Annotated in this window: 10 protein-coding genes and 1 pseudogene; 1 reads left to right on the plus strand and 10 read right to left on the minus strand. The window is 54.0% G+C overall.

Features of this window, described 5'->3' with window-relative positions; translation table 11 throughout:
* Positions 1-32 precede the first annotated feature (32 nt).
* The 10 genes and pseudogenes from fhuB to hrpB all read right to left on the minus strand — a co-directional run bounded on the left by fhuB (position 33) and on the right by hrpB (position 16455).
* Positions 33-2015, minus strand: a complete 1983-nt coding sequence (gene fhuB / locus FDX19_RS17405; RefSeq protein WP_137383679.1) for a Fe(3+)-hydroxamate ABC transporter permease FhuB — start codon at positions 2013-2015, stop codon at positions 33-35.
* A complete protein-coding gene (gene fhuD / locus FDX19_RS17410; protein WP_137383680.1) occupies positions 2012-2902 on the minus strand; it encodes a Fe(3+)-hydroxamate ABC transporter substrate-binding protein FhuD in 891 nt (296 codons plus the stop codon). Before fhuD ends, fhuB begins: the two co-directional genes overlap by 4 nt.
* Entirely contained in the window at positions 2902-3699 is a 798-nt protein-coding gene (fhuC, locus tag FDX19_RS17415) for a Fe3+-hydroxamate ABC transporter ATP-binding protein FhuC (RefSeq protein WP_137383681.1), read from the minus strand. Before fhuC ends, fhuD begins: the two co-directional genes overlap by 1 nt.
* Positions 3700-3746: 47 nt before the next feature.
* The gene (gene fhuA, locus FDX19_RS17420) at positions 3747-5921 is read right to left on the minus strand and encodes a ferrichrome porin FhuA (protein ID WP_137383682.1); all 2175 of its coding nucleotides are present in this window, start codon (positions 5919-5921) and stop codon (positions 3747-3749) included.
* 210 nt (positions 5922-6131) lie between these two features.
* A complete protein-coding gene (locus tag FDX19_RS17425) occupies positions 6132-7136 on the minus strand; it encodes a fimbrial protein (RefSeq protein WP_137383683.1) in 1005 nt (334 codons plus the stop codon).
* Between the two features lie 13 nt (positions 7137-7149).
* Positions 7150-9649: pseudogene (locus FDX19_RS17430) on the minus strand (fimbria/pilus outer membrane usher protein).
* Between the two features lie 16 nt (positions 9650-9665).
* A complete protein-coding gene (locus FDX19_RS17435; RefSeq protein ID WP_137383684.1) occupies positions 9666-10379 on the minus strand; it encodes a molecular chaperone in 714 nt (237 codons plus the stop codon).
* A gap of 49 nt (positions 10380-10428) precedes the next feature.
* The gene (locus FDX19_RS17440; protein ID WP_121584218.1) at positions 10429-10998 is read right to left on the minus strand and encodes a fimbrial protein; all 570 of its coding nucleotides are present in this window, start codon (positions 10996-10998) and stop codon (positions 10429-10431) included.
* Positions 10999-11352: 354 nt separating this feature from the next.
* Positions 11353-13890: a bifunctional glycosyl transferase/transpeptidase gene (mrcB, locus tag FDX19_RS17445; RefSeq protein WP_137383685.1), complete on the minus strand. Its 2538-nt coding sequence runs from the start codon at positions 13888-13890 to the stop codon at positions 11353-11355.
* 135 nt (positions 13891-14025) lie between these two features.
* The gene (gene hrpB, locus FDX19_RS17450; RefSeq protein ID WP_170974397.1) at positions 14026-16455 is read right to left on the minus strand and encodes an ATP-dependent helicase HrpB; all 2430 of its coding nucleotides are present in this window, start codon (positions 16453-16455) and stop codon (positions 14026-14028) included.
* A gap of 73 nt (positions 16456-16528) precedes the next feature.
* Between hrpB and thpR the strand changes: the two genes are divergently transcribed.
* Positions 16529-17059 (plus strand): RNA 2',3'-cyclic phosphodiesterase, encoded by a 531-nt coding sequence (thpR, locus tag FDX19_RS17455; RefSeq protein ID WP_137383687.1) that lies wholly within the window; start codon positions 16529-16531, stop codon positions 17057-17059.
* Positions 17060-17063: the final 4 nt, after the last annotated feature.

Raw genomic sequence — 17063 nt, forward strand, 5'->3', positions numbered from 1 at the left:
GGCCGGGTAAGCGTAAGCGCCACCCGGCATAATTAACGACTCTGTTTTCTCAACAGATAGATAAAGTACGGCGCACCAATAAACGTCGACAGCAGTCCCGCCGGGATCTGATACGGAAACAGCACCATCCTGCCGCACCAGTCGGCAAAGACCAGCAACACGCCTCCCGCCAACGCCGAAATCAGCATATGCGGCATCGCCCGACGAAAACCTAACATCCGTGCGATATGCGGTGCCATCAGCCCCACAAAGCTCAACGGACCGATTGTCATGGTCGCCGTAGCGGTCAGACCCGCAGCCAACATCAGTAAGCCAACTCGCGACGGTGTTAATGCCATACCGACAGCCCGCGCAGTATCACCGCCTAACGGTAGAATCGTCAGCCAGCGGCGGCACAACGGCGTTATCGCCAGCAGAATGATCATCACAATGCCGGTACGTAAAACCTGTTCGTTGGAAGCGTTATAGGTCGAGCCGGACATCCAGGTCAGAATGCCCGCCATGCGCGGATCGCCGCTGGCCTGCAGCATCATCAGCAACATAGTAAATGCCGTACTGAGCGCCATCCCCGCTAACAGCATCCTGTGCGGAGAAAAACCTCCACGCCCGGCAGCAATCATAATGATTAACAGCGTCGCCGCCGCACCGAGGCTCCCGGCGGGCAACAGCCAGCCAAACGCATTGCCGGGCACCAGAAACAGCATGAGCACCACGCCGAAGGCCGCGCCGGAGCTAATACCCAACACTTCCGGGCTGGCCATCGGGTTACCGGTCAAACGCTGAATAATGCAGCCCGCCACAGCCAGCATTACGCCAGCCACCAGAGCAGCCAGGATACGCGGCCAGCGCCAGGGCATCAGTTCATCCAGCATTGCGCCGCTGGCCCAGCTCCAGCCGTGGGCATCGCGCCCCAACGACAGCGCAACCACAACCGCCAGCAACAATATCGCGCCCCCTGCCAGCGCGAACATCAGCACGTGCTGGCGCTCAGCGGCGACACGGTTGCTGGCATTCATATCCGGCGCACTTATGCTCTTCAGACGCGGCAATAGCCACAGCAGCAATGGCGCGCCAATCAGCGCCGTCACCGAACCGGTGGAGACTTCCATCCAGACGCGAGTGAGCCACAGAATAATTTGATCGGAGAGCCAGAGGATCAGTGCGCCAATCAACGGAGCCAACAGCAGACGCGCCAGCAAACGCCGCGCGCCGAGCATTTTCGCCAACAGCGGCGCAAACAGGCCAATAAAGCCGATAATCCCCACCGCGTTAACCAGCAAAGCACTGAGCACAATCGCCAGCGTTAACGCCGCCAGACGCGCCAGCGACAGCGCCAGTCCGAGATTGCGCGCCACGCCGTCATCCAGTCCCATCAGAGTCATTGGGCGTAATAGCAGCAGCGTCAACATCACGCCCCCCAGCAGTTGCGGCCACAGTCTTTGCACTCCGCTCCAGTCGGTTTGCGTTAGCGTGCCGCTGCTCCACAAAAACATGCTTTGCAGCTGGTCGTGATGGAAAATCACCATCAACTGGTTAATCGCCCCGCAGTACAGGCTGACCACCAGGCCCGCGAGGATCAGCGTCACCGGAGAAAGTCGTTTGCCCCAGGCTACGCCAAACACCAGCGCCCCAACGATACAAGCCCCTGCCAGCGCCGCAAATTGCGTGGTGAGTGCGCCAGGAATAGCCCACAGCGTAGTCACCGTGATGCCCAGTTGTGCCCCGGTGGCAACACCCAGCGTAGTCGGCTCCGCCAGCGGGTTACGCAGTACCTGCTGAAACAGTACACCAACCAGTCCCAGCCCGGCGCCGACCAGCAGAGAAATCGCCAGCCTCGGCAGCAGGCTGAAATGGAATACCATCTGCTCAATAACATCGATATCCGGTGACCAGATAGCCTGTTGCCACTGGCTACGCGGCAGAGCAGCGGAAAAGTTAAACCAGGTCAGCCAGCAGGCAGCAACAAACAGAACCGCTAGCAGAAGAGTTGGGAGCAGCGCAATACGTTTACTCACGCTTTGCCCCCCAGCGCATTATCCAGAATGCGCGCAAAATGCATCGCCGATAGCGTTGCACCATAGAACCAGACGGCGGGAACACGCTGAAAACGTCCGGCGCGAACAAATGGCATCGCCTGCCACAACGGAATGGACATCAGTGCCTGCATATCCTTGTTGTTACCGTGATCGAAGCACAGCACATCAACATCTTTGTAGGCGGCAAGCCTGTCAATCCCTACCGCGGTGCTGCCCCAAAAGTTGGTTTCACCCTGCCAGGCGTTGCGGATCCCATACTCATCCAGCACCTCCTGGAACAAGCAGTTAGGCCCAAACACCAGCATATGGCGAGGATCGAGCAGGGTCATCAGCAGTAATGGCCGGGAGCCTCGCTGAACAAAGCGCGGTTTCAGACTGGCAATCAGGTGTTCGTACTGCGCCAGATGACGTTCGGCAGCGGTCTGCAGATTCAGCAACTGCGCCAGTTCTTGCAACGACTGACGTGCAATCGCCAGCGGTTTTTTGCCATCGCTGAAGTTAAAGCCGCGACCCGGCGCGATACGTGCAAGCTTCTCAGGTGCAGGACCGTAACCTGCCGACCAGACCATAAATGAGGGTTTCATTTCGGTCAGCAGTTCGAGGTTAGGTTCCGTACGTAAACCGACATCGATGACGGAGTCCGGCAACGCGGGTTCGTTGACCCACAGTTTGTAGTTTGGAACATCCGCGACGCCGTAAGGTGTAACACCCAGCGCCAACAACAGCTCAACCGGAAGCCATTCCAGCGCCACTATACGCTGTGGATCAACCGCCGCCGCGCGGGCTGTATTCATTTGCCACAGTAGCGGCGACAGCGCCATTGCCGTTAGCAGCCGTCGACGGGAAAGATGAGGTAATCCAATCATTAATAGACAAAACTCACGGGTGCGGCACCGGCCGGATGCGGCAAAATGCCCATCGGGATACCGTAAATCAGTTCCAGGGTTTCACTACGCATCAGTTCAGCAGGCGTTCCCTGTGCAATCATTTCACCGCCGCGCAGCGCAACTAAGTAATCACAGTAGCGGGCCGCCATGTTGATATCATGCAGTACGGCAACCACCGTCAACCCGCGTTGTTGGCTTAAGCGATGCACCAGCGCCAGCACGTCAACCTGATGCGCGATATCCAGCGCCGAGGTCGGTTCGTCAAGCAGCAGGCAACGGCTGTCTTGTGCCACCAGCATGGCGATCCACGCACGCTGACGCTCGCCGCCAGACAAGCTATCCACCAGGCGATGCGCCAGCGGTTTGAGCCCAACCAGCGTAATTGCCTCTTCCACTTTCTCTCTGTCGGCCACGCCAAAACGTCCCAGCGCGCCATGCCAGGGATAACGCCCAATCGCTACCAGCTCACGTACCGTCATCCCTTCGGCCTGCGGTAACTGCTGGGGTAAATAGGCAACCTTACGGGCAAACGCTTTGCTATTCCAGCTCTCCAGCGGCTGCTCATCAAGCAGGACTTCACCTTCTGACGGCGGCTGATGGCGTCCCAGCATTTTCAATAAGGTGGATTTACCGGAGCCGTTGTGGCCGATAAGACCCGTCACTTTACCCACAGGAAAGGTTAACGAGAGAGGATGCAAAAGCGTGCGGCCAGGCACACGGAAGGAGACATTATTCAACGCAAACGTCGTGTCGGGATGGGATCTGTTTTCCTGCATAGCGGCCAACTTGTAAAACGGGCACGCAAAGCGTGCCCAAAGAGAAATTAGAAACGGAAGGTTGCTGTTGCAACGACCTGACGTTCTGCGCCCCAGAAACAGCCATAAGTGTCGAAGCAACTGGCAACGTACTCACGGTCAAACAGGTTGGTAACGTTAACCGCAACGCTAGAACCCGCCATACCCAAGCGTGCGAGATCGTATTTAACGACAGCATCCATCACTGTTGAGCTCCCCACTTTGAAGGTATTTCCCGGATCACCATAGCTAGAACCAACATAACGACCACCTGTTCCCAACGTTAATCCAGACAGCGGGCCTTCATAGAAGGTGTAATCCCCCCACAGAGAGGCCATATTTTTTGGTACCTGGACAGGTGTTTTACCTTTAAGCGTCGTGTCTTCTGTATATTCCGCATCGGTATACGTATAAGACGCTGTCAGGTTAATGTTCGCATTCACTGCGGCTTTTGCTTCTAATTCAACGCCACGAGAACGGATTTCACCCGCCGGAACCTGCGCATACGGGTTAAGCGGGTCGGTAGTCAGGTTATTCGTTTTCGTCAGCTCATAAACCGCTGCAGTCATAACAACGGGCAGATCTTTTGGAACATATTTCACGCCAGCTTCATATTGCTTACCTTTTGACGGCGCGTAAGCAACGTTGTCAGCCGGTGTTGCTGCCCATGCTTTAGATGGGTTCGGTTCGAAAGATTCGCTGTAGCTGAAGTATGGCGTAATACCATTGTCAAAGAGATAGTTAATCCCACCGCGCCAGGTGAACTGCTCATCGTTGCGTTCAACTTTTTGATTGCTGGAGCGAATAGTGGTTGCCTGCTGAGACCAGTCATAGCGTCCACCCAGCGTCGCAACCCATTTATTCCATTCCAGTTGGTCCTGTACATACACACCTGTTTGGTGCTGCGTGTTAAGCTGGAACGGCTTCGCATCCGGGAAATCTACATCCTCATATACCGGATTATTCATATCTAACGGAGGCGCACTTCCGTAGGCGTTATCAATATCATTTCGTAGACGTGAATAGTCGACACCGGTAAGCAGAGTGTGTCCAACATCTCCCGTCGCAAACTTGCTTTCCAACTGAGTATCTACGCCAAAATCATTATAGCGTTCATCGGCGACGATAATCTGACGGGTCAATTGATTACCCACTGCGCCGAAGCCATACACACTCTGTTGAGATGTTTTGATTTGGCTATAACGTAAATTCTGGCGCACAGTGAAGGTGTCATCAAAACTGTGTTCAAAACTGTAGCCAACCATTCGCTCGTAACGCGAATAGGTATTGTTCGGCGCATAGTCCGTAAAGCTCACCGGCAAACGGGAACCATCAGGTAACGGATCAACCGTACCTTCTTTCGGCAGCCAGCCGTAATAACCTGTTGAAGGCTCATTCTGAATGTTTGCTCGCAGAGTCAGGTTGGTTCTGTCATCAGGCTTCCAGCTAAACACGGGAGCAATGGCATAACGCTTCTGCTTCGCGAAATCCTGTTGTTCGTCATTAGAACGTGCCAACCCTGTCAGACGGTAAGAATAGACACCATCATCATCCAGGGAATCACTGAAATCAAAACCGGTTTGGAACAGATTATCCGAACCCATTTTGAATTGAATTTCTTTTAACGGCTCTGATGTGGGGCTTTTGCTGACCATGGAGATCAAGCCACCCGGATTACTTTTCCCGTAAAGTACAGACGTTGGTCCGCGCATCAGTTCGACGCGTTCAAGCATATAAGGATCAACAACGGCAGAGCTGTAGTAATCACCCTGTAACTTGACGCCATCAAGGTAATTGTTTGGTGTGGGGCCCGGTGTATAGAAGCCACGAATAATAACGAAATCATAAGTGCTGGAAGCACCACGCGTAGAAACAGCAGCGCCAGGGGTATAGGCTAAAGCCTCTTTTACCGACCCAGGCTGATGCATATCCATCTCTTCACGCGTCACAACCGAAACAGACTGCGGGGTCTTTTCGATAGGCGTATCCGTTTTGGTGGCAGTGGCGGAACGCTTCGCGGCAATCGTCGGCGAAGGCCCCCATGCGCTTTCTTGTGCGGCAGGTGCTGCAGTTACGGTGATTGTTTCTTCTTTCGGTTGAACCGCCGCCTGTGCATACACAGACATGCCGCTAACCGCTGTGGCTACCACGACTGCAATTTTGCACAGTGAGGCGTTTGGCTGAGCAGTTTTAAGACGCGCCATTGGTATTTCTCTGATGAAAGTGAATGATAACGTAAACGAGAATTATTATTATAACGAGAGCATAATATTCGAAACGCCGTTACGATCGCAAGCAATACGCGCCCCTACTAAAACTAAGGGGTTAAGAAATAACCAGATGAAAAGAAAGGGTTAATAAATTAGGCTGAAATGTCAGGGCTCAGGCAACCCGCCAAAACGGGTCGCCAGGGATTAGCGGTAAAAGACTTCAAAAGTGGCGACGGCGTCCACTTTTCCGGCTTTGACATCGCCGGTTTTGACGTAGCGTGCTTTCAGCGGGATTTCCGCCACCTCGTTAGCGCTGGTGCTGCTGACAGCGGTATAAGCCCTGTCAAAACTCAGCACAGTATCGTTGTTGTCCAGAATCTGGATACCCACACCGCTCGCCGCGCTCTCTCCACTGGCGATATCCAAAATGTTACCGTCGGTAACCCCCGTTGAGCCTGCGCTGTTAAACTGATAGTCGATTTGAGTACCAGCCCGGCAGTCTGAGATTTCGATTTTGAAACTGTCGTCCGTCAGCACGTCAGAATACTGACCATCGAAATCACTGGCATGAACGGTTCTCAGCGGCACATAGATATTCTTATCCACCAGGTTACAGGTATTGGTCTGGATATAGATGCTCGTGGGAGAAACCAATAGTTGGGCTATAACATCATTTCCCCACTTTTCTTCTGCTGCCAGTCTTGAGGTATCAATGTATCCTTCTTCAATGTCGCCAGTAACAACTAACTGAAGTGACGCACGAAATATGGTATCAAGAACACTCCACCCGCTGGATCCATAACTATAAAAATGCATCGGAGTGACGATATCAGTTGAACTAAAAGAGGGGACATTATCACTCGTTTCGGCCATGCGAATACCAATACCCGGTACGTTGGTTTGATAGACACCTTCCAGCACCCCATTGCGGGCATCAGCACTGGTTAGCGTTACGTAACCTTTATATTTGTTCCCGGTACTCTGACACTCTATTTTAACATTTGAGCTTTCAATACTGTCTTCATAAATGATGGTCCCAACGGCGGTATCAGGCTCCACCCGAATACTTGCAGGGAGTTGAAACGTCATTACGCCATTTTCCTGGTAGTCCCCGGTGCATGTGCTGGCATACGCAGACGGCAGCTCAGCGGCCAAACCCAGTAAAGTTACGCAAAAAAGAACACGCGCCAGTGATGAGAAATTCGCCATCTGTCCCCCTCTCCTAACGGCAATGCACCGTCGATGTTAAAATGTTAGCGGCACCCTCGGAGGGTACAGTAAGTGTCCCTTTACACTGCTGCCCGGCGTCCTCCCCCCACTGCACGTTGAAGGAAACTGAATCACGCAAACCGGTCAGCCAGACTTCCCCGTCGTCGCCCACAATCGCGGTGGTATTATCCAGCGCCACAATGGCCCCAAACGGCACCGGTTTACCGAGATAGAGCAGCGTAATCAGCGCTCGCTGCCCTACCCTGGCGTCAAAATTCGCCGACACAGCTGCGCCTTTGGTTGGCACCAAATCCTGCGCAGCGGCTTCAATATCGATATCTTCGCGATCCTGGGTATTCACCGATACGGTGTTGTGCCGGTAGGCCGTCAGCGTTGGCACAATAGCGTTACCGAAGTAGTCGGTATAAATACCGCGCCCGTTTTGTACTTTGACGTTGTCCCCGTCTTTGATATGCACGATGGCAAAAGCGTCACGCACCGATTGCCCCAGCGTTACGCCGTGCTCGTGCGCCACAACCGACCCTTTCGCGCTATAGTTCCACTGTTTATTGCTTCCTGCATAGTTGTAACCCATCCCCACTTCTCCGGCAGAACCACGGTAGCGACCCGACATACTGGCGCCATAGCCGGTGTTATTGTTGGTGTAGCTCTGCTGCAGGTTGTAGCTAAGGTTATTGTTTTCCAGCGCCGTGCCGCCGAGCCCTAACTGATGCGAGGTATAGCCGCCGCTGGCAGAACTCACGCTGTACGTTGCCCATGAATTTGCCAGCCAGCGCGAGAACGGAATATTAACCATCAGCGCCATCTGCCGGTCATCATCCGCATTTGGTGTCCGGGTCAGGCTGTAGCTGAGTGACCAGGAAATATCGCGCCAGCTGGAGCTAAACCCTGCGCTCACGCTGCGTTCATGCCCCCCCAAATTCCAGTAGTTTTGCTGGTAGCCGTTCAGATACGCCGATCCCCATTCACCCAGACGCTGGGACAGATTCACCTGCATACGGCTACGGCGATTGTTCTCCCGACGATAGGTATAAATGCCATCATCAATGTGGCTGTCACGCTGATCGATAGCCTCCTGGAAGGTATAAAACCCCGACGTTGAGTAGCGATAGCTGGCAAGCGTGACCGTCGTATCCGTGTCCGGAATATCTTTGGCGTACTGTGTTCGCCACGACATACCATTTGCGTCGTCACGCTCATCATCAAAAGAGGTTCGAGCCGCTGTAACATCCACTGACGCAGAGCCGAAATGGCCTAAATCAGCCCCCACTCCGGCTAATAGCGCGTGATACAACGACGCCCCTAACGCCCCGCTATAGACCGTGACGCCGTAAGGCAACCCATAGATGGCGGTCCCCTGCGCAAAACCTGGCTCTTCTTCTCCTTCGTCACCACGAAACGTACCGGCCGCCAGCGAATACTTAAAACCACCTTCGCGCTGCAAAACCGGCACCGACGCACTGGCCTGAATAAAGCTGTGCTCGCTACCGTCCGCCTCTTCTACGGTAACTTCCAGATCGGCTCCCGAGGTTACCTGGCTTAAATCACGGATTTCAAATGGTCCAGGGGAGACGTTGGTCTGATAAATGGTGTAACCGTTTTGTTTGATGGTGACCCTGGCGTCGCTGTTGGCAATCCCACGCACCACCGGGGCAAACCCCTGTTGGCTGGTAGGCAGCATAGAGGTGTCGGTTTCCAGCTTCACCCCCATCATCTGCACGCTGTCAAAAAGCTCACCGTTCGTTGCCGTCTGACCGATCTCAAGCTGGCTTTTCAGTGCTTTAATATCCCGTTGCAGGCTGGTGCTAATGGCCTCCCAACTGGAGGAATCGCTCCATGTGCTGTTGTTACGCAGCCGCCATGCGCCAAGATTGATGCCCGAATCCAGGCCAAGCCAGGTTGAAGACGTTTTGCCCGTATCGGTATGCTGCTGTGAACTGCTTAACTGGTAGCTCGCCCAGGCAACGGGAGCGCCATCATCCCAGTATTTAGGATTAATGGTTCCTGCTGCCGTCTGGTCACGGTAAATCTGGGGAATAACGAGGTTCAGGGTTTGATTATCCTGATTAAAATCGTAACGCGCATCGGTGATATAGTGGGAGATGTCTTCGATCCCGGCGTTATCATCCAGATCTTTCATATCCGGCAAAGTATCAACTTTTACGCCCAGCTCGCGCAGGTCGGCTTTCGTTAGCTTCGGCAACAACTGCTGCTTATCGTGCGAAAGCACATACGTTATCGTGCGAAAGCACATACGTTACCGTGCGCTTATCAAGAACATCCTTGCCCCACATAATGGTGGTGGGGTAGTTTCCGGCTAATAAACTGTTATTACTGATGAAGTTTTTTAGCGTTGAGGTATTTTCCAGCGGCGTATCCAGCTCGAGGATACGCAGGTTGAACTCATCATCTGCACTTGCTGACTGGCCTACCGTCAGCAACATACACGCTGTTGCGTTAAGAAGCGTCCTGTAGAGTGAAGAGAATGACATACCTTACCAACATGATTTATAACGCCTGCTGCCGCTGGCGAGTTTGGGCGCCATAGTCACTGATGGCGGTCCAGGTCACAGGCCCGTTCGCACCTTTTGGCACTGCAAACGTCTGTTCACTGAATGGAGCAACCATCATTGAAATCGCACCAGGCGTAGTTTTGGTTTCAACAACCGGGATAGCTTTACCGCCTACCGCGAGCTCGCCAAATGAGACATAAAAAGGCGTTGGATTCTTCGCAATGAGCTGGCTGCCCTGACGACGAAAAGTGATGTTCTCCCACGCCTGCAAGGCGTCGGCTTCTTTTAGCTGCGCCGGACGCCAAAACAGCTTGAGACGCGTTTTCATCGCAAACTGCAGCGTGTTCTTATCTTTTAATTCAGGGGATATCGCAGAAACCGATTTTACGTTGGCGACAAAAAGGGACTCCCGATCGTTTGGCAACGCATTTTTATCCCCCGTGTAAATAATATGTAGCAGGGTCTGACGGTTTTCCTGAAGCTTATAAACCGGAGGCGTCACCACAAAAGGCGCCTTAACGTCATCGGGATAACTTATCCAGCTTTGCACTAAATAACGCGTATGCGGATCTTTATTTTTCAGTGCAATTTGCACCTCAGATTTATTCGCTGAATAAATAATTCTGGTGCCACCCAGAACAATACTGGCCTGTGCTGAAAAGCAGCTAACAAATAAACAGCCACATAATATTTTCGATAAAATATTCATGAAATTAATGATTCCAGACAGGGCAGCCAGAAAGGCTGCCCTTTATAATCTAACGATACATAACTTCGAACGTTGCTGATGCCGCATAATGACCCGCAGTGGGAACGGTATCTCCTACCTGAATAACATTGGCGGTATAATTAAAGACAGACGCTGTTAGCCCGTCAGGATCGTTGGCTACATCTGTTCCACTGTCAGGAACCGAACCATCAAACAATACATCGCCTTTACTGCCGTTATTGTTGCTTACAGTGATGCCAACGTTGGTTGCATTGCCCTCACCGGTCAGATCGTTTTGTAACCGCTTATAACCTGCATCGGTTGTAGAGCCGCTAAATTTCAGGTTGAGATTCGCTACCAACGGGTCACACTTAGAGACCTCAATTTTAAAATCCTTTGAAGCCCCTACTTTGCCGTCAATACCATAATCAGAAGGATACGTATCCGCGAACGTTACCGTCGAAACCGTAGCGCCAGAATCATCAACATTCACCTCACAGGTATCTGCCACAATTTTCCCGGCAAAATTCACTGTCCCCGAATCACTGGCCATCACTGGCATGGATAATGCTGCAACAATACACACCGATAATAATGACGCAACACTCATTTTTTTCATAACTATGTTCCTTATAGATGAAAACGTTAAAATCCATTCAATTTCAAATAAATAATCTTTATCGTCCCAGGAGATGACAGGGATTGCAAACCACAGATAAAATAGATAAATGAACAAAAACGGCATTTTTAGATATTATTTGTTGTGTTGAATGATTAAACCAGACTATACAAAACGCGTCCAGATGTTCAAAAAAAAAGCTAAACAATCACAATATCTAATATGCTGTTTTTTATACCAATAATGACTAAATTATTTATTCTTAAGAATGAGTTAAATCTTATTAAATATAAGATTTTCGTGTTAATAAAAAAGCCGGTCAATGTTGACCGGCTTTTAGCTTATTGCGGTGTGCTAGTTACCGCCGAACATGTCTTTAATCCAGCCTGCGACGCCGTCACCATCTTTCTTCTCCTGCTGCGGCGGTTGCTGCTGTTGAGGCTGCTGTTGCTGCGGCTGCTGGGAAGATTGATCGAACGGATTACCTGACTGCTGCTGCATCTCACCCTGCTGACACAACGAATCCGGATCGGTAGTCCACACTGGCAGCGTACGCATACCACCACTGCACACGAAGTTACCGTCGTAATCGACGCCCATATCAACAATATCTTCCGGCGGTGTCAGCACCAGCGGGGTTGGTGTCTGGTTCGCCAGATAACGCTGATAAATCGACATCGCGCCGCTGGCACCATACAACTTGGTTGGCTGGTTGTTATCGCGGCCTACCCAGGTAATCGTCACCTGGCTGCCGTCGATACCGGCAAACCAGGTATCCACGTTGTTGTTGGTGGTCCCGGTTTTCCCTGCCAGATGCAGCCCTGGGTACTTCGCGCCCAGTTGACGACCCGTACCGCGTTGAACCACCTGTTGCATGGTCCATAGCGTCATATAGGCCGCCTGCGCCGGAACGGCGCGCTCTGCCTGCGGGAAGCTTTGATACAGCACGGTCCCATCTTCAGCAATGACCGAACGCAGTGCTGACAACGGCGCACGGTTACCCCCGCTGGCGATGGTCTGGAACGCCTGCGCTACTTCAATTGGCGTCAGGTTCAACGCCCCCAGTAGCATCGCCGGAACCGGATTGAGCTGATCTTTCGGTGCGCCCAGTTTCGTCCAGGTCTCGGTAACAGCGGGCAGACCCAGCGCCATCCCCAGATTGACGGTCGGGACGTTCATTGAACGCGTTAACGCATCCACCAACATCACTTTACCGCTTTCGCTATAGCGACGGTCATCGTTCTGCGGCGACCACACCTGGCCGTTCGGCTGGCGCAGCGCAATCGGCGCATCGGCGATCCAGGTATTCAGGCGATACAGCTTCGGCTGGCTTAGCGCCGTCAGATAGGTTGCTGGTTTTGCCAGCGAGCCGATGGAACGACGGGCCTGCATCGCGCGGTTATAGCCCGCAAACTGCGGCTCTGCGCCGCCGACCATAGCACGAACCTCGCCGCTAAAGCGGTCAACGACCACAATCGCGGTTTCCAGATCGCTCAGCTTGCGCTGTTTCTTCAGTACCGGAATGCCTTCCACCGCCGCTTTTTCTGCGGCGTCCTGCGCCACGGAATCAAAGGTGGTGAAAATTTTCACACCGGAGAGATCTTTAACCTTATCGCCCAGCTTCGCCTGTAGCTCCTGGCGAACCATCTGCATAAACGCTGGCTGTGGTGAAATCACTCCGCCACGCGGCTGCACGCCTAACGGGCGCGCGCTCAGCATGTCATACAGATCCTGATCGATAATCTGCTGCTGTTGCAGCAGGCGCAGCACCAGGTTACGACGCTCCAGCGCCAGCTTCGGATTACGCCATGGGTTGTAGATTGACGCGCCTTTCACCATCCCCACCAACAGCGCCTGCTGGTCAAGACTCAACTCCTCTACCGGGCGACCAAAATAGTACAGGCTCGCCAGCGGGAAGCCACGGATCTCGTTGTCGCCGCTCTGACCGAGGTACACCTCGTTCATATACAGTTCAAGAATGCGGTCTTTGCTGTAGCGCGCATCCATGATCAGCGCCATGTAGGCTTCGTTCGCTTTACGCCAGTACGAGCGTTCGCTGGACAGGAACAGGTTTTTCACCAGTTGCTGAGTCAGCGTACTGGCCCCCTGAACTGTACGGCCCGCCGTCAGGTTGGCAAGCACCGCACGTCCAATGGAATAGAGGCTGATACCGTCGTGCTCATAGAAATGGCGGTCTTCGGTCGCCAGCAGCGTATCCACCAGCAGATCCGGGAAGCCGCTGCGCGGAACGAACAGACGCTGCTCGCCGTTCGGCGAAGAGAGCATGGTGATCAAACGCGGATCGAGACGGAAGAAACCGAACTGGCGGTTGTTATCCATATTCTCAATGGTGTCCAGATGATCGCCATCAAAGGTCAGACGCGCACGCACCTGCCCTTCTTTACTGTCCGGGAAGTCAAACGGACGGCGGATCATCTCAATGCTCTTCGCCTGCACGGTAAATTCGCCAGGGCGCGTCATTTTCGTCACCTGACGGTACTGTGTCGCCTCCAGCAGTTTCACCATCTCGTTCTTGCCGATGGGCATTTCTGGCTCAAGGTTAACCATCCGGCCATATACCGCCGCAGGAAGCTGCCAGACTTTGCCATCAATACGGCTACGGATTTTTTGGTCCAGATACACGCCATATATCGCGATCAGCACCAAAAAGACGATCGACAGTTTTACCAGCAACCAGAACCAGCCACGCTTACCACGAGGCTTACGCCCTTTGCCTTTACCCTTACGCGGCATCGGTTCTTCATCCTCATAGTCATCATCATAATCGTCGTCATACTCGTCATCTCTGAGTTGACGACGGCTCACCTTTTGTTTCACCGGACGCGATGGTTTCCCTTTACGTCCAATTGGCTCGCGGTCATTCCCCGCCATGCTTTTTCTCCGCAACATTCAGGCGCAAAGGCCCGATTCTCTGTTCTTCCGTCAGGCGACAGAAGAAGAAATCTCTCAATTATTACCGCTCTTTCGCCGGATGCGGAATAACGCCTTATCCGGCCTACAGTTACATTACGAATACTTTTTGGTCCGCCGCGTTGGCGCGGTATTCGCCGGATCGTCCGGCCAGACATGTTTGGGATAGCGCCCTTTCATCTCTTTTTGTACCTCACGGTACGATCCTTTCCAGAACGCGCTCAGATCGCTGGTGACCTGCAGCGGCCGCTGGGCCGGAGACAGCAGCTCCAGCACCAGCGGCACACGCCCCTCGGCGATGGTTGGCGTATTCGCTTCGCCAAACATTTCCTGCATCCTGACCGCCAACACCGGGGGATTATCCTCGTGATAGCGAATGGCTATCCGGCTTCCCGTCGGCACAGTGTAATGCGCAGGCAGCGAACTCTCCAGACGTTGCAGCATTGACCAGTCCAGCAAACCGCGCAATGCCTGAGCCACATTTAATGCTTTGAGCGCACGTAAAGAGTGCACACCGCTCATATGCGGCAATAGCCAGCTCTCCAGCGTCGACAGCAGCGAAGCATCATCAACAGCAGGCCAACCGTACTCCGGCAACCAGTTTGCCGCGCATTGCAGACGCAACCGAAACTGTTCAGCCTCAGGCGTCCAGTTGAGCACACTTAGGCCTTTATCGCGAATTCCGTTCAACATGGCCTGATGCAACTCGTCTTCCGACGGTTTAGCCAACGGCTGCACTTTAACTGTCAGTTGGCCAATGCGCATTCGGCGCAGCGCTTTCAGCGTCCCCTGGGTTTCATCCCATTCAATGGTATCTGACTGTTGCAGCAGCTCAGGACACGTCTGTACTAATCTGTCGATATCCAGCGGCAAAGACAGCAAAATACGGGCATCCGGCGAGGCACTACCCTGTAGCAACAGCGGCGCGATAAGCCACTCATGACGTGCTGAAGCATCATCAGCATCCAGCATCGCCCCCATCCCGTTCGCCAATTGATAGCGGCCTTCCTGACCACGGCGACGGGCAATACGATCGGCAAACGCCTGCGCCAGCAATGAGGGGAGCAGCGTGCTGTCGGGCTGCCCGTTGCTAACGTTAAGTCGTTTCAGCAATTGTTGACTGCGCTGCTGCCAGGCGGGCTGATTTCGTGAAAACGCCACGGCCAGATCGGTACTGCCGCCGCGCGGCGGCTCTTCCAGAATCGCAGCCAGTTTCGCCGCCGTTGCCGCTTCATCGTTATTGTTGGCGCTAACCAGCATAGCCGCTAAACGGGGATCGTTACCCAACGCCGCCATTTTCTGTCCGGTGGCACTGAGTCTGTCGCCCTCCAGCGCGCCCAGCATCTGTAACAGCCGTTTTGCCGCCTGCAGGTTGATGGCGGGCGGCGTATCCAGCCAGTTTAGTTGCGCGGGGTCGGAGCATCCCCATTGCAGCAACTCCATCAACAGCCCGGACAGGTCGCTCTGTAACATCTCCGCGTCTCCCTGCGCCGCCGCTCTTTCCGCCTGCTCTTTGGCCAGCAGATGCAGACAAATTCCGGGTTCCAGACGGCCCGCACGCCCCGCTCGCTGAGTCATTGAGGCCTGGCTAATGCGTTGGGTAATCAGTCGCGTCAATCCCGTGCGGGCATCAAAACGCGCCACACGTTCCTGAGCGCAGTCCACCACCAGCCGGATGCCTTCAATGGTTAAGCTGGTTTCAGCAATATTGGTTGCCAGTACGACTTTACGTCGCCCCGGTGGCGCGGGCAAAATGGCCTGTCGCTGCTCGGTCAGCGATAATGCGCCATACAGCGGGCACAGCAAGATATCGCTGCCCACGCGGCCTGCCAGTTGCTCCTGCACGCGCAGGATCTCTCCCACACCGGGTAAAAATAGCAGCAACGAACCACTCTCGTTACGCAGCAACTCTGCGGTAGCAATGGCAACCGCCTCGTCAAAACGTAAATGCGTCGCCAGCGGCTGGTAGCGCCGTTCAACAGGAAACGCACGTCCTTCGGAAACAAGGGTAGGCGCTTCAGGCAACAGCTGTTGTAAACGCCCGTTGTCCAGTGTGGCTGACATAATCAACAGTTTTAAATCATCCCGCAGGCCTTGCTGCACGTCCAACAGGAGCGCCAGTGCCAGATCCGCCTGCAGGCTGCGCTCGTGAAATTCATCAAGGATCACCAGACCAACACCCTGCAATTCTGGATCGCGTTGGATCATGCGCGTGAGCACACCTTCTGTGACCACTTCAAGCCGGGTTTGCGGCCCAATGCAGCTTTGCGCGCGCATGCGATAGCCCACGGTTTCACCGGGTTTTTCGTTTAGCGACTCCGCCAGTCGTTGTGCCACATTGCGAGCCGCCAGACGACGCGGTTCCAGCAGGATAATGCGCCCCGAAATCCCCTGATGCTTCAGAAGCTGCAGCGGCAGCCAGGTCGATTTCCCGGCCCCCGTCGGCGCAGTCAGCAGGACCTGCGGTGAGGCATCAAGGGCAGTAAGCAGTTCAGGCACTATGGCGGCAACGGGCAACGACGTCACAAATGACTCCAGAGGGTTAACATTCTTCGCGCTGCATTGTAGCATCGCGTTAATTCATAACCGAGTATCCATCATGTCTGAGCCAAAACGGCTGTTCTTTGCCATTGAATTGCCTGCTGAGGTTCGGGAGCAGCTCATCCACTGGCGAGCCGCACAATTTCCACCGGAAGCGGGCCGCCCTGTCGCCGCGGACAATCTGCACCTGACGCTGGCTTTTTTAGGGGATGTCAGTGCGGAGAAACAGCTGGCGCTATCACAGCTGGCCGGACGCATTCGCCAGCCGTCGTTTACGCTCAGGCTGGACGATGCCGGGCAATGGCTGCGTTCGCGGGTGGTATGGCTGGGAATGCGCCAGCCGCCACGTGGGCTATTGCAACTGGCCAATATGCTGCGAGCACAAGCTGCACGCAGCGGATGCTACCAAAGCCCACAGCCCTTTCACCCGCATATCACGCTCTTGCGCGATGCCAGCCATGCCGTCGCCATCCCGCCCCCCGGTTTTTGCTGGTCATTTCCGGTTACGGAGTTTGCGCTTTATGCCTCGTCATTTGAGCGAGGGCGCACTCGCTATTCAACCTTACAGCGCTGGGTACTGAGCAAATAATCAA

This window comes from Citrobacter sp. wls619 (assembly GCF_005281345.1).
Classification (GTDB): Bacteria; Pseudomonadota; Gammaproteobacteria; order Enterobacterales; family Enterobacteriaceae; genus Citrobacter.

Coding starts and splice junctions, on each gene's coding strand:
- FDX19_RS17440 (WP_121584218.1), bottom strand. CDS start 10,998: ATGAAAAAAATGAGTGTTGCGTCATTATTATCGGTGTGTATTGTTGCA.
- mrcB (WP_137383685.1), bottom strand. CDS start 13,890: ATGGCGGGGAATGACCGCGAGCCAATTGGACGTAAAGGGAAACCATCG.
- thpR (WP_137383687.1), top strand. CDS start 16,529: ATGTCTGAGCCAAAACGGCTGTTCTTTGCCATTGAATTGCCTGCTGAG.
- FDX19_RS17435 (WP_137383684.1), bottom strand. CDS start 10,379: ATGAATATTTTATCGAAAATATTATGTGGCTGTTTATTTGTTAGCTGC.
- FDX19_RS17425 (WP_137383683.1), bottom strand. CDS start 7,136: ATGGCGAATTTCTCATCACTGGCGCGTGTTCTTTTTTGCGTAACTTTA.
- fhuD (WP_137383680.1), bottom strand. CDS start 2,902: ATGATTGGATTACCTCATCTTTCCCGTCGACGGCTGCTAACGGCAATG.
- fhuA (WP_137383682.1), bottom strand. CDS start 5,921: ATGGCGCGTCTTAAAACTGCTCAGCCAAACGCCTCACTGTGCAAAATT.
- fhuC (WP_137383681.1), bottom strand. CDS start 3,699: ATGCAGGAAAACAGATCCCATCCCGACACGACGTTTGCGTTGAATAAT.